Genomic DNA, 19882 nt, shown 5'->3' on the forward strand with positions numbered 1-19882 from the left:
ATTCACACTCGTTACCTTTGACTTAGCTGCCATGGAAAGCTCATCCTTGAGCATTAGGATTTGGAACTGCTAAAAGCAATAAGCATTGCTTAACACACTATGACAGACAAATATGGAAACAAAATGGAGACACGTTACCAACTTAAAAGTTTACATTAGTTTTATGTTTTTATCTAAAAGACAAACATAAAAATGAACACAACATGACTGATTTTTATGAATATAAATATAATTCACCAAATTCTTACTATAAAATTTTTAATTTAATGTTTACATTTAATAAACATAGTTGTATTATCTGTTTCGCATTAAAAGCATTATCTCCTTTGAAAAGTAGATATCGCTGATACCAATAAGGACGTTGGTGGTGTTTTATCTTCCTTAAAGCACACTGTTTAGGTGTTGTTATTTTAGTGGGCCCTATTAGGGCCCACTTTTTTTGTGCCTTATAAACTTCATATCTTACAACCTCATATAGTGATATTATAAAGTTAAACACACTTTCCAGAGCTATTATGCCTTTGCGACAACCCGTTTCAGTGCTAGTTGTGATTTACAATGACGCTGGCAAGTTTCTACTTATACAACGCGCCGATGATGCCGAGTTTTGGCAATCCGTAACAGGTGGTGTTGAACACAATGAATCTCCCTTACAAACCGCATATAGAGAGTTAAAGGAAGAAACAGGTATTGATGCACAAGCGCTCGGCATTGAAATTGTCGACCATAAGCGCACCAATCATTATGAGATAAGAGAGTGTTGGCAACACCGTTATATTGCAGGCGCGAAAATTAATACCGAGCATGTGTTTAGCGTGTGTGTTCCTAGCCATATTGAAGTAATACTCGACCCTAACGAACACACTCAGCACCTGTGGTTAAATCAATCGACGGCAGCTGATAAAGCTTGGTCATCCAGTAATGCAAAAGAGATACGTAATATTACCGTATAGAATTTCACCGATTGCTTTTTCTAAAATAATCCTCCTATAATGAACCCAATTAAGATACAGATCACTGTGATGAGGTGCAGTACACACAGCGATTATTTGTAATATTTACCAACCGCCCTGTTACGCTTGGTTTCCCCTGAGTTTTTTAGGGAATAATACGTTTCAGAGCCTACCCTAGGCGGTGTTTTAGCGCTGGCAACTCACAGCGCGATACACAATAATTAATCGTCAAAGCACTTTTTTGCGAGGAATACCATGGAACCATTTAATCAGATTTTAGAAGTCTTATTTAACATTGAAGTTGTCTTGCTTATTTTTGTGCTGGTCGTGCTCAAAAGCAGTATTAAGTTCGTACCACAAAATAGAGCTTGGATGGTCGAACGTTTTGGTAAATATCAATCAACTAAAGAAGCGGGCCTAAATTTTATCGTGCCATTTATCGACCGAATTGCAGCAGATAGGAGCTTAAAAGAGCAAGCGGTAGACGTGCCTTCTCAATCAGCTATCACCAAAGACAACATTTCATTGATAGTCGACGGCGTACTCTATTTCAGGGTACTTGACCCATACAAAGCGACTTATGGCGTAGATGATTACATTTTTGCAGTAACCCAGTTAGCGCAAACCACCATGCGTAGTGAACTTGGTAAAATGGAATTGGATAAAACCTTTGAAGAGCGCGACTTGCTCAATACCAATATTGTTGCCGCCATTAACAGCGCATCCGATCCATGGGGCATCCAAGTTTTACGCTATGAGATTAAAGACATTGTGCCACCCAATTCGGTAATGGAAGCAATGGAGGCGCAAATGAAAGCCGAGCGTGTGAAACGCGCGCAAATACTTGAATCTGAAGGTGATAGACAAGCTGCGATTAACGTGGCCGAAGGTAAAAAACAAGCGCAAGTACTGGCGGCAGAAGCTGAAAAGGCAGAGCAAATATTGCGCGCCGAAGGTGAAGCTCAGGCTATCCTAGCGGTTGCGCAAGCTCAAGCAGAAGCGCTGCGCAAAGTCGGTGAAGCGGCGGATACTGAGCCGGGGCAAAAAGCCATACAGCTCGACCTTGCCACTAAAGCCATCGCAGCTAAACAAGCCATAGCCAAAGAGTCTTCTGTTGTTTTACTGCCTGACTCTGGCACCGATGCCAGCTCGCTGGTTGCACAAGGCATGGCTATTATTAACTCTATAAATAAACAACAAAAAGGGTAAGTGAATGGCGTTCATATTAGACAACTTGGCACAATCGCTCATTGTATTGGGGATCTTAGCGCTGGTGATTGAAGTTGCAGTGCTCGGGTTTGCCACATTTGTTTTGCTGTTTTTGGGGCTATCACTGATTTTTTGCGGCACCATGATGTATGCAGGATTACTGACTGAAGATTGGCTCACGGCACTTTGGGTCAATGCGTTATTGACGTTTGTGTTGGCTCTTTTACTTTGGAAGCCTTTACTTCGGCTACAACAGTCATCTAGTGGCAAAGCGCTAAATAGCGATTTTGCCGACATTGATTTTGTACTCGAAGCCGATCTCGACGAGAGCAGCAAGCAATATCACAGCTATTCTGGCATTCAATGGCAACTAAAAAGCGAACAACCCATCAACAAAGGCACTCGCGTTAAAGTCGTTAAAAAAGACGTCGGTGTCATGTGGGTTAAAGCCATTTAGCAACCACTGGCAGTACATCACTGCCAGCGCTGCTCAATCATAAACGCTGCGATTTAGTCATGGTGCGTATGAACATGACTGTGGTCGTGCAGTAGATTGTCTAAAGCCATGCCAGTTGGTTTAAATGAATCGTTAACTTGAGCACGATAACAGCCCACCACCCAAGGAAAACTATCGGTAATGTAATACCCATATTGGCCATTTTTTTCCATACCATTACATTCATCTAGGTCGCCTGAACCTGCAACATACTCCCAGTCTGAGCGAAATTGGCCATCATAGTTGTCGCTGGCAATCTCTCCCACCCCACCTTGTGGCGTTTGATAGCCACTAATGTCTTGTCTTTTGCCACCATTGTTTTTCAGTGCATAACTCGCTCTTGCTTGGCGAATAGCGCCATCGATTTCAATACAAGGCCCATAAATTGGAAAGCCATCTGCAGCAAAACCTATCACAGGAGAGACCACTTGGCAGTCTTGGTTAAACATGGCTTTTGGATTGCCGTGATAATGATAGCGTCCGTTAGGTTGTGGGTGGGCGTTGTGGCTGTCTGTTCCAAAGGAGTTTAGCGGTGACATCGGGTCATAACGCCACGGGTGGTCGCTTTGATTGGCCCCACAGCCTATTTTTTCTCTGCCTAAAGGCTCACTCCCCACACCGTAACAGGCCGCCGCCATGATATCCACGCTAACCCCATTTAAGAAAATTCCGTTTGATACACCAATTTCAACCGCTGTGGTTGAACTAGACAAAACTGGCGCTACAGGAACACTGTAACTGGCAGACTGTTCGCTGACGTTGGTCGCAAATTGCGCTTGAGCATCGTTAAAGTCATGATTAGGAATTTCATTGACGCTAAAAGTACATTCATTGCCATCACTGGCAATCGAAATGTCAGCGCTAAAGTCCAAACCTCTTTGTATATCAATCACAAAGGACTCATAGTTGCCGACGTAAGATGCGCAAGAGGTATCTTGCTTGGTGAAGATTGCATTGGTGATATCCTCAGTTTGTGCAGTCGCTTGCGCTGCGGTGATGATGACTTCATCTTGAGCACTGTGTTCACCATCCGATACCGTCAAACTAATTCGGTATATACCTTCAACATCAGGCACCAAAGAAGCGCTAATCGAAGTGCTATTTTGGATACTTGCTTGGCTATTGTCGGGGCGCTCAAGCATACTCCATTGATAACTTAAGTCATCGCCATCATCATCGCGACTGGCACTGCCACTGAGTGTCGATGTTTGACCAATGCCAACATTCTGATCAGCACCTGCACTTGCTACTGGCGCTCTGTTAGTGGTTTGGCTCGGTTGCTCCGAGTTGTCTGATGACAGCGTATCGGTTTGACTATTTGAGCTACCACACCCACCTAGCCACACCGCACTCATAAGCGCAACGGCCTGCGCACACAACTGAAACTTGTCAGTAACTTGAACTTTCATAATCCCTCCAAAACACCTTTGATCATTTGTTGACCACTTTAAGTTAGTGTGTAAATGAGGAATAAATAAGGAAGTATAAAGCTGCTGTGCTTTGGTGTGGTTGTAACCGTTACAACCACACCGCCAAGCGTCGTGTGACTATGTCTAGAGCAATTGTTTTGTTTTAATAAAATCAACTAACTGCGTGGCTATTTCTTGATGTTCTTGCTTGGTTGGATGCCAAACACAACCACTCAAAGCCGAGCTAAATGGTTGTGAATATAACTCAGTTATTCCTTGCTCGTTGAGCTGGGCAATGGCCTCATTGGTTGCGGGGATGATCAAATCATAGGGATAAGCAGGCCTTGGCATCATTAAAATTGGTTGGTCTGGATAGCGACCGCGCAGCGTGTTCACAAACTCTACCATGCGCTTAATCCACGCTTGTTTAACTTCTTGAATGTCGGCCCAAGGTTCATGGGCTTGAGGATCGGTACTAAAGTCATTGGTGCCCACCTCCAACACAATTAAATTCGGAAACTTATCTTCAAAACTGCGTGTATCTTCAAAAACTGCACCCGCTTTATCGTAGTAATAAGGCAAAGTATGATGTGGTTGGTTACCACTCCAGTTGCGAATAAGGCCAAGGCCTGATGCAGACAATTGCGTAAAACTGGCATCTAGCATTTGCGCGCTCACGTAAGGAAACGCAAGCCGTGCGTTACTGGTCGCTTGCACTTCTGGCCATGTACAGTCGCGTTTGTTAGATTCACTACCAAAGCCTGCGCTAATTGAATCACCAATATATAAAATATGCTTTTGCTGCTGCCACACCCCAGCCAATTGCCCATCGACTTCAAAACTTAAGATCTGGCTAAAATTTGCGGTATCTTCTGAGCGTTTTACCACTTCAATTTCAACACTTGTCGTGTCTGATTGATTAAATAACAGGTAAGTTTGCGGTTGGCCGCTATAGTCTGTGATAATTTTTTTGTGTAGTTTGCCATCGACCAACACATCAAATTGATTTCCTAAACCAATCAAAGTCATCGAGAGGCTGCGACCTTTAAGCTGGGTTTTAAAGTTACTACCCGGCCAGTTGATATTGACCTGCCCCAAGTCATAGTGCTTGTCTGTTCGCCCCTCGTAACCAATTGCGTGATGAGTCGCGGGTAACGTCGCCCCATGAGCCAGTGCGCTTGAGAGCAATAATGAAAGTAAACCTGCCTTGTACATGTTGTTTGTTCCTTAGTTAGGTTAAAAATACAACATAGATTTTACTTCCCTACGAGGCAATCGAGTTTTCTTCATGTTTAGTCAACCCACATTTGTACAATACAAAAAGATCGCCCTATACATTGAACTTTTTATTAATTTGGTAGCCTATTAAAAGGATGCTACTAGATTTCTAATCTATAAATAAAACGCCAGAGCTTGCTCTGGCGTTTTTGTTTTTATTAAATCGTCGCATATAAGAAAGCCACCTTAAATCCTAAGGTGGCTTTACATTGCTGGGTGTTGCCAGCCACCTAACAGGCTGGCTTGCAATGACTAGGCTGCCTGTTCTTGCTCGTTTTGCTGAGCATGACGGATTAAATAATCAAAGGCGCCGAGACTGGCTGTGGCCCCCGACCCCATTGCAATAATTATTTGCTTAAATGGTTCGGTTGTCGCATCTCCCGCGCCGTATACGCCCGGCATGGAAGTGGCACCTTTGTTGTCTATTTCTATTTCACCAAATTGCGTGAGGCTCACTTGTGAGTCCTTTAAAAACTCGGTGTTGGGCACAAGGCCAATCTGTACGAAAACACCTGCAAGTGTCAGTTCATGACTTTGCTGTGTCACTCTGTCGGTATAACTCAGCCCAGTCACTCGCTTACCATCTCCTAGCACTTCTGTGGTTTGTGCATTTTTGATGATGGTTACATTACTTAGGCTATTGGCTTTTTTGATCAATACCTCGTCGGCACGCAAACTATCAGCAAACTCTAGCACGGTGACATGCTCGACAATGTTCGCCAAATCAATCGCCGCTTCAATACCCGAGTTACCGCCGCCGATGACCGCCACGGGTTTACCCTTGAACAGTGGACCATCACAGTGCGGGCAATATGCCACTCCTCGTCCTTTATACTCAGCCTCACCTGGCACATTCATATTTCTCCAACGCGCACCGGTTGCTAAAATGATGGATTTTGCTTTGAGCGTCGCGCCGCTTTGTAACTCAACATGCAGTAGCTGGTCACGATACACTTTAGCTGCGCGCTGTCCTGCCATCACATCCACATCATACTGTTTTACGTGTTCTTCGAGTTGTGCAACCAGTTTTGGCCCTTCTGTGGCTTTAACTGAAATAAAGTTTTCAATGCTCATGGTGTCGGCCACTTGGCCGCCAAAACGCTCAGCAACCACGCCCGTATTTAGCCCCTTGCGTGCGGCATACACAGCCGCTGATGCGCCAGCAGGTCCGCCACCCACCACCAATACATCAAACACTTCTTTGTCATTTAGCTTAGTCGCCTGTTTAGCCGCAGCGTTTACATCCACCTTATTAAGAATGTCAGTGAGTGTCACTGCGCCTTGAGAAAATAGCTCACCATTTAAGTAAACCGCAGGTACGGCCAATACGTTGCGCTCGCTCACCTCGTCTTGAAACAATGCACCATCAATCATGGTGGTTTTGATTAACGGATTAAGTGCCGCCATCAAGTTCAGTGCCTGAACCACCTGCGGACAGGTTTGACAGCTCAATGAGATATACATTTCAAAGTTCAATTCTGACTCTAACGCCTGAATTTGTGCGATTTCATCCTCTGATGCTTTAGCAGGATGCCCACCACTTTGCAGTACCGCCAAGATTAATGAAGTAAACTCATGCCCCATAGGCACGCCCGCAAACTGAATATGTGTCTCACGCTTGGGTGAATACACGGTCATACTTGGCCTGCGTACTTCGGTGTCTGGGTTGTTTGTTACAGTGATTTGGTCACTTAGCGATGCTAAGTCTGCCGCTAACGCCTCTAATTCTTTAGCTTTGTTGCTGTCATCGAGTGCAATGACCAGCTCAACAGGATCTTTTAAGGCGCTGAAATGGCTAGTAAGTTGATTTTTAATATTTTGCTCTAACATGCTTGGTCATCCTCACAGCAATTGAAAAAATGGGGTGGGTGTACCACCCCGTTTGAGTTTGATTTAGATTTTGCCTACAAGGTCCAGTGAAGGTGCGAGTGTTTCTTCACCTGGCTGCCATGAAGCCGGACATACTTCGCCGTCATGGTTGGCAATGTATTGTGCTGCTTGCACCTTACGAACAAGCTCTTTAGCGCTGCGGCCAATACCTAAATCGTGAGTTTCAATCACTTTGATTTCACCTTCAGGGTTAATCACAAACGTACCACGTAGTGCCAAACCTTCTTCTTCAATCATTACACCGAAGTTTCGGGTAATACGACCTGTCGGGTCACCAATCATTGGGAATTGAATTTTTTTGATGGTTTCAGAGGCATCATGCCAAGCTTTGTGTGTGAAATGTGTATCTGTAGATACTGAGTAAACCTCTACACCCATCTCTTGTAGCTGCGCATAGTAATCTGCTAAGTCACCTAATTCAGTTGGACACACAAAGGTAAAATCCGCTGGGTAGAAAAATACAATTGACCATTTACCAAGTAGATCCTTTTCGCTCACTTCAACGAAATCGCCGTTGTGGTAAGCAGTTGCATTGAAAGGTTGAATTTTTGTATTGATCAATGAAGTAGTCATAATTTCACTCTCTTAGTTTTGTTTAATGTCGATATCGAGCTGTGTTAGCCAGCCCGCTTTGCTTGATTACTAAGATAGTGATGTTGGCCAATTAAATAAAATAGATTGTTTGAATTGGTTTAATCAATTTTTTAGATTGACGGATATTTTAACGATGACTAAGTGATCTTTTATTGATTGTTTTGCATAGAAATTATAACCATCGGCGTGGCTGCGTTATACTCGCACATGTTCACTGTTACAACATCGTATTATTGAGGAAATCATGCATCCGTTCTTAAATCATATTCAATTGGGCTACTACGGCGTTCTTCCTTTTTTAGCTTGTGTATTCTGGCCTTTGTTACTTGGCTCTTCCTTACCCGCAATTGAAGCATTTACCTTATACAGCATGGGAATTTTGGCATTTATGGCGGGCACCTTATGGCGTGCCGGTGAGCAATCTTATACTCATGCCGTCATGGCGGTACTCGTTGTGGTTCCCTTTCCATTACTGGTACTAGCCTCTGCAACCAGCACATTAGTATATCTTGCGATTTGTTTTCCCATCGTCTTGTTGTTCGAACGTGGCATGCCAGCTTGGCAGCAGTACCATAAGGATTATCACAAAATGCGCTACATTTTGACGTCTGTCGTATTTGTATGTCATTTATTTATGATTGCACAAAGTATTGAGCTAACTAGAGTTTAAATATTCTGCTATACCTGTAAGAGACAAATTGAAAAGCCTAGATGTAGGCAAGATGTGGATAAACAATGGTGCAGAAAATAGTTATTACACTGATCTGGGTATTAGGTGCCACCTTGTTATTTTGGGCTTTTTCACAACCAAGTGTAGATACTAGCGCAGTTGAAGAAATACTGTGGTTTTGCTTGTCAGCATCGACCATTACCCTCGTCGCACAGCAACTTAACAGTCGCCCCTTCGTCTTTGGTTGGTCTTTTTATTGTCTCGGGCTGCTACTTGATATCTTCGACAACTTTGTCGGTCATACCATCATTCCCGTTTTAGTCTTAGATACCTCATTAAAAAGCATCGGCTTTGTGCTTGTTTGCTACGGCATGTTGAGACTGCTTTCTTCCAAAAAGGTCACCATTGCTAAACTCAACTTAGAAATAGCAAGCCGTAAACAGCTCGCAGAAAAACTCCGTCATGAAGCCTATCATGATCCGCTCACACAACTGGGTAACCGCAAAGCCTGCTTTACTCAGTTTTCTGATTTAAGTAAGCAATATCAATGGCTCTACTACTTTGATTTGGATAATTTTAAACAAGCTAATGATACTTATGGGCATCATATCGGTGATGAGGTGCTTAAAAAGTTTGCCCAGACCCTCATTGAGCAGTTTGATAAGGAAGGCGTATTTCGACTTGGGGGGGATGAGTTTGTCGCCTTTAGTAATCGAAGCCCAGATGAATGCAAAGAGCTTAGAGCCCTTATCAACCCTGATTTACAACAATATCAAGTCGATGTAAGCATTGGCTTTGCTCCCACAGACAAATATCAAGAACCAGATAAAACCCTGCAAATGGCAGACAACAAAATGTACAAAGACAAATCTAGAACGTCTAGCCGCTCTCGTAGCGCTCAGGCAAAACCAACTTAACCTAAACCACGGTAAGATTTTCATTTTCAGCGATGTTATACTCGCCCCTGTTTTTATTATGATGTAGTTTTTATGATTTTAGATCCAAAATGGCGTGTACTCACGGTAGGAGATGGCGACTTAAGTTTTTCTCATGTGCTACAAGCGCGCCTTAGCGCCGGCCAACTCACCGCCAGCACCTATGACAGCGAACAAACCATTCGTAATAAGTATCAAGATCATGCGCTAGATTTACTCAGTGAAACCTGTAGCCAATATCTGAGCGAGTTTGATGTCACAAGTATCAACAGCTGGCAGCGTTTGTCACAACCACGCTTTGACTTAGTGATTTTTCAATTTCCATTGCTCCCCGCATTTGCTGACCAACAGGCATTTGCACAGCAACAGTATTCAATCAACACGCTCAATCGTGGTTTGTTGCGTCAGTTTATTGATAACGCATACCGCTTTGCGTTAGACCCAAAGGGGCCAATGCTATGCTACATCACTTCAAAAGATGTCAAACCCTACTGTGAGTGGGACTTGGAAGGGTCATTATGTGTTAATAGCAAGATGAGATATTTAGGTCAGCATCCTTTCGACATCACCCAGTTTCCAGGCTATAAAATCCGTAATGTAGACCGAGACAAGCATGTTAAAGATACCAGCGGCATAACCTATGTGTTTTCGGCCAAGGCCAACCCAACATTACAAGAGCAACTCCATATTCCCCGTTATTTGCAAGACAACCATTGTAGTTTTTGTCGAGCTGGCCCCTTTCACAGCGAAGCAGATGAGCAAGCACATAAAAACTCTAAAAAACACCGCACCATGTTGACACATCAACAGCATTGGCAAGATTTTTTAGCCACCTACCATAGCTAATGCACACGGCGTGTACTGAAAAGCGCAAACGGCCATTTTTGTAAACCCGAACTAGAAACATTAGTAACTAGAAAATCGCAATAAAGTTATCTAATGTAAATAAAGGGATGCTTGGCCGTAAATCCACTGAATAATGTATACAAAAGTCTTGCTGCACCGGTGCAAGCCCTTTAGACTAGGCGTCTTGCAAAAAATGAGTGTGATAGAGAACCATCCTAAATGAAACTAACCAATCGAGACTTTTTGTTTGCTGTATTGTGTTTACTGATTGCAATGACAACCATTCAATCAGGCGCTTCGATTGCTAAACAATTATTTCCTTTTGTTGGCCCTGAGGGTACAACTGCCTATCGTTTGGGTTTCTCTGCGCTCATTTTATGTCTCGTGTTTCGGCCTTGGCGCGTTATTCCCGCCAATAAAAAGCCCATCTTGATCTATGGCTTGTGTCTTGGCGGTATGAATATTACCTTTTACTACGCGATAGAGCGGATTCCACTGGGTATTGGTGTTGCATTAGAGTTCACAGGTCCCTTAGCGGTTGCTTTATTTGCCTCAAGGCGTAAACGAGATTATTTATGGGTTTTATTCGCTTTATTGGGGATCTTACTGCTACTACCGGATATGAGTAGTGCTGACGGATTAGATCCCATCGGAGTACTACTAGCCCTTATTGCTGGAGCATGTTGGGCCGGCTATATTCTCTTTGGTAAAAAAACAGGCAACCAAGGCTCTGGTGGCGCAACTGTTGCTTTGGGCATGACAGTGGCAGCGATTGCTGTGGTGCCACTGGGCGTCGCATCGCAAGGAGCTGCGCTTCTAAATTGGGAGTTGATCCCTCTTGGGATCATGATAGGTTTGCTTTCGAGCGCACTTCCATACAGCTTGGAGATGGTTGCATTGCGTAACATGCCTGCTCAAGGTTTCAGTATCATGATGAGCTTAGAACCTGCCATTGCCGCCTTGGCAGGTCTTATCATTCTCGGTGAACTGCTTAGTATTTGGCAATGGCTGGCTATTTTGATGGTGATCACCGCATCGGTTGGCAGTTCTCTTTCGAGTAACAAAGCACACAGCTAAAAATTCAGCCATCAAAATGTTGACCATACTTTAGTATCGCCAACTCGCTTAGATTATCAGTTAGGTCAAACGGGTAGTAATCAGGGTGGTAAGGCTGCTGTGGCACTCTCTGGTGAGTTTGCTCGCCCTTAACCAGTTGTAAGCCTTCATCATTGTGTATTTCGAAGCGCATGCTGAACACATCGTTGATATCTTCAAATTCGTCGTCCCAAATCAAGTACAGATAATGCTCTGTATCACTAAAATATACTTTGGGATCAAATTCATATGGATACTCAACCACAAGTTCTACCAACGTATAATGTTTGTTTATATTTCCTTGCAAATCAATCAGATAAAAGCAATCACCAGCACTTGAAATGGCATCCCAGTGTGAGCGTATGACGATGAAACGCCCACTGTTAGACATAATAAACTCAGCAGGACTTTCCATACCTTCTATTGTGAACAAGTGCGCGGCTGTTTCTAAGTGCCACACATTAATGCCTATATCACCTAAACAGAGCGTAAATAACCATGGCTTGGTTGGATGCACCAGTGCACAGCGCAGCGCACTTGGTAACAATATGGGCGGGTACAGGTGCTGAGTGTGTTTATCAAAGACTTCTAACGACAGTTCGCTCAGGTTAAACTCAAAGCGTTCACTCGGTATCTGCTCCATTTATAATCATCGCCCTGTTATGTTTGGTTTGGTTTGGTTTGGCTAAACATAACAACAAACGGCCCCCTCAACAAGCATGAGGATTGGTGGCCGTCACACAGTTACCCCGTGACGGCCACCGTGTGACGGCACATCCCTATTGTTTGGTAGGTTGCATTTTTGCAAGTGCGCTTACCAACGCTTGGGCTTGTGGTACTTCAATATCAGGTTTAATACCTACCTGCTCCCAATTTCCAAGTGTTGTTGGGTTAACTGGGCGCATAAGTGGCAACCTCAAAACCAGCCAATCATTGATTTGTCTAACCCCTGTGGCATGTGCCAGCCCTGCTGTTTGCTCGCCAACAACTTGAGCCCTACCTAAATGTTTCAATGTATAGGTAAAAAACTCTGCGGCACTGATCACATTACGACTTGTTAGGATAGTAATTGGCATAGATTGTAAGCGTGCTTGGGCCACAACGGCATAGCTTTCAACGCTATAGCTAAAGCCATCTCTTGAGAAGATATCCCAAAGATGTGTCTTATCTTTGACAAAATGACTGATCAAATGCCTCACCAGCTCCATCGACCCACCACCACACTCTCTTAAATCAATCACCAAGTGTGAGGTATGACTTAAAAAGTTAAGTGCGTAAGTTGCGACTTCCATGGCGCGCTCGTCTGGGTGTAGTTTGTTGAACTTTAAATATCCAACATTGCCACTTAATACCTTGGCCTGCTCAAACGCGAAGTTATTGATACGCTTTTCATTTGACTCTTGCAAAATATGCGTAACCACTTTGTCTGTGCGCATTGGCACAAGGCCAAGGTGGCCATCATTGCTCAAGTCACGTAGCTGTTGGTCTATCTCAGCAATAAACTGCTGACGGGTTTCAATATGGTCGAAGCGACCTTGCTCCGTTAACTCAAGCAATGCTGAGACAACCTGATTTGCGACCTTGGGCAACACATAGCCTAGCTCGATTTGATTGCTGATCAGCTGAAGCGTTTCAAGGCGTTGCTCTGCGCTTATCGGTACTTCAACACTTGTTTCTGCATTGCTAAATAGACACACTACCAAGCAAATAGCGCCCAGCAGGTGGTTAAACGGGTTGGTTTGTTTGTTCATGATTTTCCTTTAATTTGTATTTAGTTCAAAAAGTTAAATTACAAATTAAAGAGTCAATGAATGGCTGGTGTGTCTTTTGAGTATGTTGTTATCACGCCACAGTGAAAACCGCAGCTTGGCGAGTGATTGATGACGACAATACCAAGGAGTCAATGATAAAAATAATGTAGCTAGATAGGGTATACAACTGACGCATAACAAAGCAAAAACAAACAACAAAATTGCGGGTGGCATACTTTGATTTGCATGCAAAAATTGCTGTGCCTGACTCAAAGCTCTAGGTTGAACTTGGCTTGTGTCATCCATTTTTACAAAGGCTGTTACTGTGCTTCCCTGCCCTTGGGCCGTTATTTTCGGCTCACCACTATCGATGCCATTTGGTGCAAGCAGCCAACCACACATTAACAGTGCTGACGCAACCGCCAGCACTGTGAATGACTTTTGAATTAGCTGCTTGATATTCATTAATTACTCACGCTGCTCAGTTGCTTTGTGTGCTTTGTGAAGCAGCATTGTCACTTAGTTGCTGTTCATCGTCATTGCTGCCTTCTATCGTGGCCTCTGAGAAAAGGTAGCTGTCTAACCATTGCTCTTGTTCCCAAAGTACATGCAAGATACTGTCACGAGCGCGATAACCGTGTCCTTCATTGGGTAACATTACCAAACGTGCTTGTTTACCTAACCCTTTGAGCGCCGCATACATACGCTCTGACTGCATAGGGAAGGTGCCTGAATTAGGATCTTTATCACCGTGGATCATCAACATGGGTTCGTTGATTTTCTCTGCGTGGAAAAACGGCGACATGCTGGCATATACATCTTGTGCTTCCCAAAAGTCACGCTCCTCACCTTGAAAACCAAACGGTGTGAGGCTGCGATTGTATGCCCCACTACGTGCAATACCCGCGACAAACAAATCAGAATGTGCAAGAAGGTTTGCCACCATGAAGGCGCCATAAGAGTGACCGGCAATAGCAATTTTATCTTTATCGGCCACACCTTTGTCCACCAGCGTATCTACTGCTGCTTTGGCACTGGCGACTAGCTGTTTTCTAAAACTATCATTAGGCAGCGCTTCCCCCTCACCCACGATAGGCATTTTAGGGTCATCAAAAACGGCGATACCCTTGGCTAAATAAGGCATCGGGCCCCAGTAACCAAAATATGGAAATTCATAAGGTGATTCACGTACCTGTGAAGCCACACTCTTGTCTTTGTATTCCAGTGGGTAAGCCCACATCAACACAGGCAGTGGCCCCTGTGTAACATCATAGTTAGCGGGCAAATAAAGGTTACCAGTTAACTCAACGCCATCATCTCGGGTGTATTTTACTTGCTCTTTAGTCACACCATTGAACTCAGGGTACGGATGTTCGTAGCGAGTCAGTTGCGTTAAGGTATCAAAGTTTAAATCCCGAATGAAAAAGTTAGGCTGCTCTGTTTTTGACTCTCTAACGGTGACAAATCGCATTCCTTCATCATCCAATAGACCTTTTACGCGTTCATAATATGGTGCTTGCGATTGCCAGATACGCGTAGCGCTATTCGTTTTCACATCATAGCGGTCCAAGAAAGGTTGATTACCCGACTTTGATGCGCCATCACCATGTAAAAATAGATAACGCCCACCAATGAGCTTTAACACCTTCGAGCCTAGATCGCTGCGCGTATACACAAACTGACCAGGATCTTTATAAGCATCATTATAACTACGCTCAGAGAATACTACGCGGTTTTGATCGGCTGCTCTTGGTGCGATTACCGAGGTGCGTACACTGCGGTCGCTAAAACGCCATTCACTGAGTAACGCGACCTCATCGTCTGCCCATTCGATAGCATAAAAACGACGCTCAACTTTGGCCAGCAGCTCTGGCTCACGTTTAAACGGCGCGCTGATTGTGTATAGATAGTCATGGTGGGGAACATCTTGTTTCATATTACCGCCATCTTGTGCCTCGGCCCATACCACAGTTGCCCCTTGGTCGGCTCGCCACTGAAACTCCCGAGGACCTGTGCGCACACTATCAAAACCCTTAGGAATATTCTCTGCTAAAGGCTGTCTGGCAAGCTCATACAAAGGATAACCTGTCATGCCCCAAACTTGCCAAACGCTGGCAAAGCGCTGGTAAGGTACCTGATAAGAAAAAGGCTCGTCGATCATACCCACAATCAAACTGGTGGAATCCGGTGATGCTGAAAACGATTTCACCAGTGTGGGTTTACCAATGCCCCTAACGGGTCCATTCAATGGCACTTTTGCCAACTGTCCTTGGGCGTAAAATTTAAATTGCGCCTCATCGAATGGTGTTTTCAAAAGGTTTTGATAAGTTCTAGCAGGGGCCTTTTCGCCACTGCTTTGCTGGACGATAGGTACTATAGACTGCGCTTTTGGCTTAAGCGTTGGTTGACCATGGTTAACCGCAAAATTAACCACAATTGCAGACCCATCTGGTAGCCAATAATACGGCGTTGCTGTAACCACGCCATTGAGCGTTGACTCACTAAGCTGACGCGCCTCTCGCTCTTTAATGTCATAGACCCACAAAGTGGCACTGGCGTCTTGCTCAACAATAAAACTTAGATAGCGACTATTAGACGACCACTGAGGCGAGCGTAATACTGCATCCGCTGGGATCCCCTGAGGGCGTATCACTGAGCCTGTATCAACATGCTTGAATTCTAATGATAAGTAAGTGCGACGAGATTCTCGCATAAAAGTTTTTGGATTAAACTTAATGCCCGCCAATGCCTTTTCTGATAATGTGAGCTCGTCCAATGTCAGCACCCGTTTTCGTTCTAACAGTGCCAACCATTTACCGTCGTGGCTCAAAAAACTGCTGGGCAGCAGTTTTGCATCCACTAATTTTGCCAACGCGGGGGAAGGTACTTGGTACCCTTGTTGCTGTGCAAAGGCACCTGAAATTGGTGCCATTACAAAAATCACTAAGCCAATAAGCAAACGCTTCATGTTATTTTCGTCCTACCCTATCCATATAACCGAGCATCATATACTTAATTATTTAAAAATTCAGCTATATCAGTCAATATTCGCTGAAGCTTACGCTTTTGTGACACATCGATTTAAGCTAAAATCACCATCACTTCTCTACTTCAATACTGCCCGCAGGCTTTATGAGCAACCATGACACACACTAAAAAGTCCGAAAAAGTAACTATTTGGGACGTTGCCGCTGCAGCGGGGGTATCAAAATCCACCGTGTCCTTAGTACTTACACAAAGTGACAAAGTCAGCGATAAAAGTAAACAGCGCGTGCTTGGCGCGATTGAACAGCTCGGCTATATATACAACCGAGAGGCCGCAGCCCTTCGCAGTAAACGCTCAAATTTAGTTGCATTAGTTATCAATGACCTTACAGACCCTTACACCGCGCAGTTAGCAGTTGAGCTGGAATCCCATATTTATGCGCTCGGCTTGGTTCCGATGCTAGTAAGCACCAATGAAAGCCTTGAAAGACAACAGCAAATCGTCAATCGTTTTAAAGAATATAACGTATGTGCTTTTATTATGTGCCCCGCGCCAAATACCGATAGAAAGTGGCAAGAGCAGCTGATTGATACAGGGTTTCCAGTGGTCAACATCATGCGCGAAGTCGACTATTGTAGTGCGCCTTGCATTTTACCGGACAATAAAAAAGGGGCACATCTGGCAACCTGTCATTTGTTGGAGCAAGGGCTCCGCGAACTAGCATTTATAGGCTCTACAGCAACGACTTCTGAACATCGCGAGCGCTTGGCTGGATTTAACTCAGCGCTGCGTGCGCACAACATCACTCATCCAGTTCCCGTAATTGCAGCCCCGGCAAACCGTCAAGGCGGATACGATGCTTTTGAGCAGCTTATGCAAAACGCGCCCGATACCAAAGCTGTTGTGTGTTTTTCCGATGTAGTAGCATATGGCGCAATATATGCCATGCGCCAGCGAGGCATTGCGCCCGGTAAAGATATAAAAATCGTCGGGTTTGGCGATTTAGAGGATTCACGCCTCATGCAACCACTCCTATCGTCTGTACGTATTGATAGCCATGAAATAGCCAAACGCACAGGTCAGGCCCTTTCGGAATTATTGGAGCAATCACAACCTGCAGTGCGTACTTTGGTTGATGTGTCACTCCAACTAAGAGAATCATCTTTGTGAGTAAACAAGTTTTAATCATAGGCTACGTTTGGCCTGAACCTAATTCGTCAGCTGCGGGCAGCCACATGATGTCCCTGCTACGCTTTTTTAAAGCCCAGCAATGGCAAGTAGAATTCGCAAGCCCTGCGCAAGTTACCGAACACATGGTGGATTTAGCACAAGAAGGTATCACTAGCAGGAGCATCGCTCTCAACTGTAGTAGCTTTGATGAATACATTAAGACTTTACAGCCTGATATCGTCATGTTTGACCGTTTTATGATGGAAGAGCAATTTGGCTGGCGAGTCGATAAATACGCGCCGAACGCACTAAAAATACTCGACACCGAAGATCTACAATGTTTACGAAACGCCCGCCACGAAGCGCATAAAGCACAGCGGCAATTAACCACCAATGACTTGCATTCTGAGCTGGCTAAACGAGAAATGGCCGCAATTCTACGTTGTGATCTCAGTCTCATTATCTCAAGCTTTGAAATGACGTTGCTGGCAGATACCTTTAAAATAGACAGTGCGCTGCTCCATTATTTACCTTTTATGGTTGATCTAAAAGCACGACCAAAACACACGCCAGAATTTGAACAACGCCAACACTTTATGACCATTGGTAATTTCCGTCATGCACCAAATTGGGATGCTGTATTGTATTTACAGCAAATATGGCCACTTATTCGTAAACAGCTACCAAACGTTGAATTGCATATTTACGGCTCTTACCCGCCACCGAAAGCTACCGCACTACACAACCCAAAAACGGGGTTTCTTATCAAAGGCTGGGCCGACGATGCTTTAGAGGTAATGAATAATAGCCGAATTTGCCTTGCACCACTTAGGTTTGGGGCTGGCATAAAAGGAAAGCTGCTTGAAGCGATGATCACCCAGACTCCGAGTATTACCACTGCAATCGGCGCAGAAGGTATGCACTTGGACTTACCGTGGCCCGGCGCGATAGCCGATGATATGCAGCAATTTGCAGATAAAGCAGTCAAACTTTATAGCGATAAAGAGACTTATCAGCGCGCACAAAGTCACGCCAATGAGATCCTAGACCGCGTATACCTAAAAGAGCGACTAGAGAAGTTATTAATAAATAAAATCAATGATATAACTAAAAACTTAACGCAACATAGACAAGCCAACTTTACAGGGCAAATGCTCAAGCATCATACCATGCGCAGCACGCAATATATGGCACAATGGATTGAAGCAAAAAATGTCAATAAAAATCGTTAAATAGCCTAGACTTTGCAATGAAAGCGATTAGAATGCGCAGCAATTCCAATCGCTACATTTATCACCAAATAACACTTTTGTCTGATAGGTGTATTATCAATCTTTTATTTTAGGTTTCACGCAGTTGAATACAGCTAGCTTTACCCAAAAACGTAAGTTTATTGTTAAACTTGGTAAAATGTTGCACAAATACGGTACACCCGCATATCGACTTGAAGCACACCTCATGGAAGTGGCAACGCACTTGGGTTTAAAATCATCATTTGTGATGTCTCCTACATCCGTAACATTCGTTATCTGGACGGAGGGCCATGAAGAAGAATACACTCATGTCGCACGCGTAGACCCAGGTGATCATGACCTAGGATCACTAGCAGACACGGATGATGTGGTAAGTAAGGTCCTTACAGGCCAGCTAACTATTGAGCAAGCCGATGCTGATTTGGATACAATCAGCAAACAAAAAGCGCCATATAGTAAGCTGATGACAGGTTTTGCGTTTTCTGTATCGGGTGCTGCCTTTGCCATGTTAATGGGTACGAGTTGGAATGATGTGCTTTGGTCCGGCGTGTTCTCGATTCTAGTTTTCATGTTCATACTTTGGTCTGGCCGTTCAAAGCGTGTTACACACATGCTGGAGCCACTGGTTGCCATTGTTGCGGCTGTCGGCGCGTGTGCGGTCAGTAGTTATGTTGACCCCAGTATTAATATCCGATTGGTGATATTGTCAGCCATTATCGTGTTTATTCCAGGTTTGGCATTAGCATTAGCATTTGCGGAGCTTTCATCGCGTCACTTAGTATCAGGCACGGCGAGGGTTATGGACTCGCTCATGTTGTTGTTCAAACTCTATTTCGGTGCATTTTTAGGCATTAGCATTGGGTTTGCTTTATTTGGTACTACCGATTTTGTACAACCCGATCCATTACCAAAATGGACCGCGTGGTTGGCTATCTTGCTACTTTGTACAAGCTTGATAGTCATTTTCAGAACCAAACTCAAACACGCTAGCTGGTCAATTGCATCTGGGTTTATCGCCTACGCAGTCAGTATTAGTGCCGCGCTCTACTTTGATTATTCAATTGGGGCATTCCTTGGCGCATTTGCAGTAGGCGTATTCAGTAATCTGTTTAACCGTATTGTCAATGCCCCCGCATCAATTGTTGCCATGCAAGGTTTGATTGTACTGGTCCCCGGCTCTAAAACCTATATTGGCCTGAACTCGCTGATTGAAGGGCAAAGTTTTATTCATGCCGACCATATTGGCCAACAGACATTTTTGATTTTTATGTCTTTGGTGGCGGGTTTGATCTTTGCGAACGTGGCACTACCGCCCAAAAAAGCCTTATGAGAAAGGGACGCACTGGC

Annotated in this window: 18 protein-coding genes; 10 read left to right on the forward strand and 8 right to left on the reverse strand. The window is 44.3% G+C overall.

The window, feature by feature from the left end; translation table 11 throughout:
* The first annotated feature begins 515 nt into the window (after positions 1-515).
* The 3 genes from nudB to L1070_RS14020 all read left to right on the forward strand — a co-directional run bounded on the left by nudB (position 516) and on the right by L1070_RS14020 (position 2619).
* Positions 516-953: a dihydroneopterin triphosphate diphosphatase gene (gene nudB, locus L1070_RS14010; protein WP_237125976.1), complete on the forward strand. Its 438-nt coding sequence runs from the start codon at positions 516-518 to the stop codon at positions 951-953.
* 255 nt (positions 954-1208) lie between these two features.
* Positions 1209-2162, forward strand: a complete 954-nt coding sequence (locus tag L1070_RS14015) for a slipin family protein (protein WP_237125977.1) — start codon at positions 1209-1211, stop codon at positions 2160-2162.
* Positions 2163-2166: 4 nt separating this feature from the next.
* Complete coding sequence (locus tag L1070_RS14020; protein WP_237125978.1) at positions 2167-2619, forward strand: NfeD family protein; 453 nt, start codon at positions 2167-2169, stop codon at positions 2617-2619.
* A 53-nt stretch (positions 2620-2672) separates the two neighbouring features.
* Here the strand turns inward: L1070_RS14020 and L1070_RS14025 are convergent, their stop codons facing one another.
* The 4 genes from L1070_RS14025 to ahpC all read right to left on the reverse strand — a co-directional run bounded on the left by L1070_RS14025 (position 2673) and on the right by ahpC (position 7808).
* Entirely contained in the window at positions 2673-4067 is a 1395-nt protein-coding gene (locus L1070_RS14025) for a YHYH protein (protein ID WP_237125979.1), read from the reverse strand.
* A 144-nt stretch (positions 4068-4211) separates the two neighbouring features.
* Complete coding sequence (locus L1070_RS14030; RefSeq protein WP_237125980.1) at positions 4212-5282, reverse strand: SGNH/GDSL hydrolase family protein; 1071 nt, start codon at positions 5280-5282, stop codon at positions 4212-4214.
* Between the two features lie 315 nt (positions 5283-5597).
* Complete coding sequence (ahpF, locus tag L1070_RS14035; RefSeq protein ID WP_237125981.1) at positions 5598-7175, reverse strand: alkyl hydroperoxide reductase subunit F; 1578 nt, start codon at positions 7173-7175, stop codon at positions 5598-5600.
* 63 nt (positions 7176-7238) lie between these two features.
* A complete protein-coding gene (ahpC, locus tag L1070_RS14040) occupies positions 7239-7808 on the reverse strand; it encodes an alkyl hydroperoxide reductase subunit C (protein ID WP_237125982.1) in 570 nt (189 codons plus the stop codon).
* Between the two features lie 265 nt (positions 7809-8073).
* Here ahpC and L1070_RS14045 point away from each other — a divergent pair, with 265 nt between their 5' ends.
* From L1070_RS14045 to L1070_RS14060, 4 genes are all read left to right on the forward strand, one after another.
* Positions 8074-8499: a DUF3429 domain-containing protein gene (locus L1070_RS14045; RefSeq protein WP_237125983.1), complete on the forward strand. Its 426-nt coding sequence runs from the start codon at positions 8074-8076 to the stop codon at positions 8497-8499.
* 65 nt (positions 8500-8564) lie between these two features.
* The gene (locus L1070_RS14050) at positions 8565-9416 is read left to right on the forward strand and encodes a GGDEF domain-containing protein (protein ID WP_237125984.1); all 852 of its coding nucleotides are present in this window, start codon (positions 8565-8567) and stop codon (positions 9414-9416) included.
* A 72-nt stretch (positions 9417-9488) separates the two neighbouring features.
* Positions 9489-10280, forward strand: coding sequence for a Rossmann-like fold-containing protein (locus L1070_RS14055; RefSeq protein WP_237125985.1), 792 nt, complete (start codon positions 9489-9491; stop codon positions 10278-10280).
* A gap of 219 nt (positions 10281-10499) precedes the next feature.
* Positions 10500-11357, forward strand: coding sequence for a DMT family transporter (locus L1070_RS14060; RefSeq protein WP_237125986.1), 858 nt, complete (start codon positions 10500-10502; stop codon positions 11355-11357).
* 4 nt (positions 11358-11361) lie between these two features.
* On the opposite strand, the gene L1070_RS14065 is transcribed toward L1070_RS14060, so the two are convergent.
* The 4 genes from L1070_RS14065 to L1070_RS14080 form a co-directional block, all read right to left on the reverse strand.
* Positions 11362-12018, reverse strand: coding sequence for a hypothetical protein (locus L1070_RS14065; RefSeq protein ID WP_237125987.1), 657 nt, complete (start codon positions 12016-12018; stop codon positions 11362-11364).
* A gap of 136 nt (positions 12019-12154) precedes the next feature.
* Positions 12155-13126 carry a S41 family peptidase gene (locus L1070_RS14070; RefSeq protein ID WP_237125988.1) on the reverse strand — a complete coding sequence of 324 codons (972 nt, stop codon included), beginning with the start codon at positions 13124-13126 and terminating at the stop codon, positions 12155-12157.
* A 45-nt stretch (positions 13127-13171) separates the two neighbouring features.
* Positions 13172-13591: a hypothetical protein gene (locus L1070_RS14075; RefSeq protein ID WP_237125989.1), complete on the reverse strand. Its 420-nt coding sequence runs from the start codon at positions 13589-13591 to the stop codon at positions 13172-13174.
* A 16-nt stretch (positions 13592-13607) separates the two neighbouring features.
* Positions 13608-16058, reverse strand: a complete 2451-nt coding sequence (locus L1070_RS14080) for a prolyl oligopeptidase family serine peptidase (protein WP_237126062.1) — start codon at positions 16056-16058, stop codon at positions 13608-13610.
* Between the two features lie 210 nt (positions 16059-16268).
* On the opposite strand from L1070_RS14080, the gene L1070_RS14085 reads away from it, so the two are divergent.
* The 3 genes from L1070_RS14085 to L1070_RS14095 all read left to right on the forward strand — a co-directional run bounded on the left by L1070_RS14085 (position 16269) and on the right by L1070_RS14095 (position 19865).
* Positions 16269-17282, forward strand: coding sequence for a LacI family DNA-binding transcriptional regulator (locus L1070_RS14085; RefSeq protein WP_237125990.1), 1014 nt, complete (start codon positions 16269-16271; stop codon positions 17280-17282).
* The gene (locus tag L1070_RS14090; protein WP_237125991.1) at positions 17279-18514 is read left to right on the forward strand and encodes a glycosyltransferase; all 1236 of its coding nucleotides are present in this window, start codon (positions 17279-17281) and stop codon (positions 18512-18514) included. The genes L1070_RS14085 and L1070_RS14090 overlap by 4 nt, the downstream gene beginning before the upstream one ends.
* Before the next feature lie 124 nt (positions 18515-18638).
* Complete coding sequence (locus tag L1070_RS14095) at positions 18639-19865, forward strand: threonine/serine exporter family protein (RefSeq protein WP_083330628.1); 1227 nt, start codon at positions 18639-18641, stop codon at positions 19863-19865.
* Positions 19866-19882 lie beyond the last annotated feature (17 nt).

It is taken from the genome of Pseudoalteromonas sp. MMG022 (genome assembly GCF_021654245.1).
Taxonomy (GTDB): domain Bacteria; phylum Pseudomonadota; class Gammaproteobacteria; order Enterobacterales; family Alteromonadaceae; genus Pseudoalteromonas; species Pseudoalteromonas amylolytica.

Bases quoted from the DNA above. Each gene is read 5' to 3' on its own strand.
- nudB (WP_237125976.1), top strand. From the start codon at position 516: ATGCCTTTGCGACAACCCGTTTCAGTGCTAGTTGTGATTTACAATGAC.
- L1070_RS14015 (WP_237125977.1), top strand. From the start codon at position 1,209: ATGGAACCATTTAATCAGATTTTAGAAGTCTTATTTAACATTGAAGTT.
- L1070_RS14020 (WP_237125978.1), top strand. From the start codon at position 2,167: ATGGCGTTCATATTAGACAACTTGGCACAATCGCTCATTGTATTGGGG.
- L1070_RS14025 (WP_237125979.1), bottom strand. From the start codon at position 4,067: ATGAAAGTTCAAGTTACTGACAAGTTTCAGTTGTGTGCGCAGGCCGTT.
- L1070_RS14030 (WP_237125980.1), bottom strand. From the start codon at position 5,282: ATGTACAAGGCAGGTTTACTTTCATTATTGCTCTCAAGCGCACTGGCT.
- ahpF (WP_237125981.1), bottom strand. From the start codon at position 7,175: ATGTTAGAGCAAAATATTAAAAATCAACTTACTAGCCATTTCAGCGCC.
- ahpC (WP_237125982.1), bottom strand. From the start codon at position 7,808: ATGACTACTTCATTGATCAATACAAAAATTCAACCTTTCAATGCAACT.
- L1070_RS14045 (WP_237125983.1), top strand. From the start codon at position 8,074: ATGCATCCGTTCTTAAATCATATTCAATTGGGCTACTACGGCGTTCTT.
- L1070_RS14050 (WP_237125984.1), top strand. From the start codon at position 8,565: ATGGTGCAGAAAATAGTTATTACACTGATCTGGGTATTAGGTGCCACC.
- L1070_RS14055 (WP_237125985.1), top strand. From the start codon at position 9,489: ATGATTTTAGATCCAAAATGGCGTGTACTCACGGTAGGAGATGGCGAC.
- L1070_RS14060 (WP_237125986.1), top strand. From the start codon at position 10,500: ATGAAACTAACCAATCGAGACTTTTTGTTTGCTGTATTGTGTTTACTG.
- L1070_RS14065 (WP_237125987.1), bottom strand. From the start codon at position 12,018: ATGGAGCAGATACCGAGTGAACGCTTTGAGTTTAACCTGAGCGAACTG.
- L1070_RS14070 (WP_237125988.1), bottom strand. From the start codon at position 13,126: ATGAACAAACAAACCAACCCGTTTAACCACCTGCTGGGCGCTATTTGC.
- L1070_RS14075 (WP_237125989.1), bottom strand. From the start codon at position 13,591: ATGAATATCAAGCAGCTAATTCAAAAGTCATTCACAGTGCTGGCGGTT.
- L1070_RS14080 (WP_237126062.1), bottom strand. From the start codon at position 16,058: ATGGCACCAATTTCAGGTGCCTTTGCACAGCAACAAGGGTACCAAGTA.
- L1070_RS14085 (WP_237125990.1), top strand. From the start codon at position 16,269: ATGACACACACTAAAAAGTCCGAAAAAGTAACTATTTGGGACGTTGCC.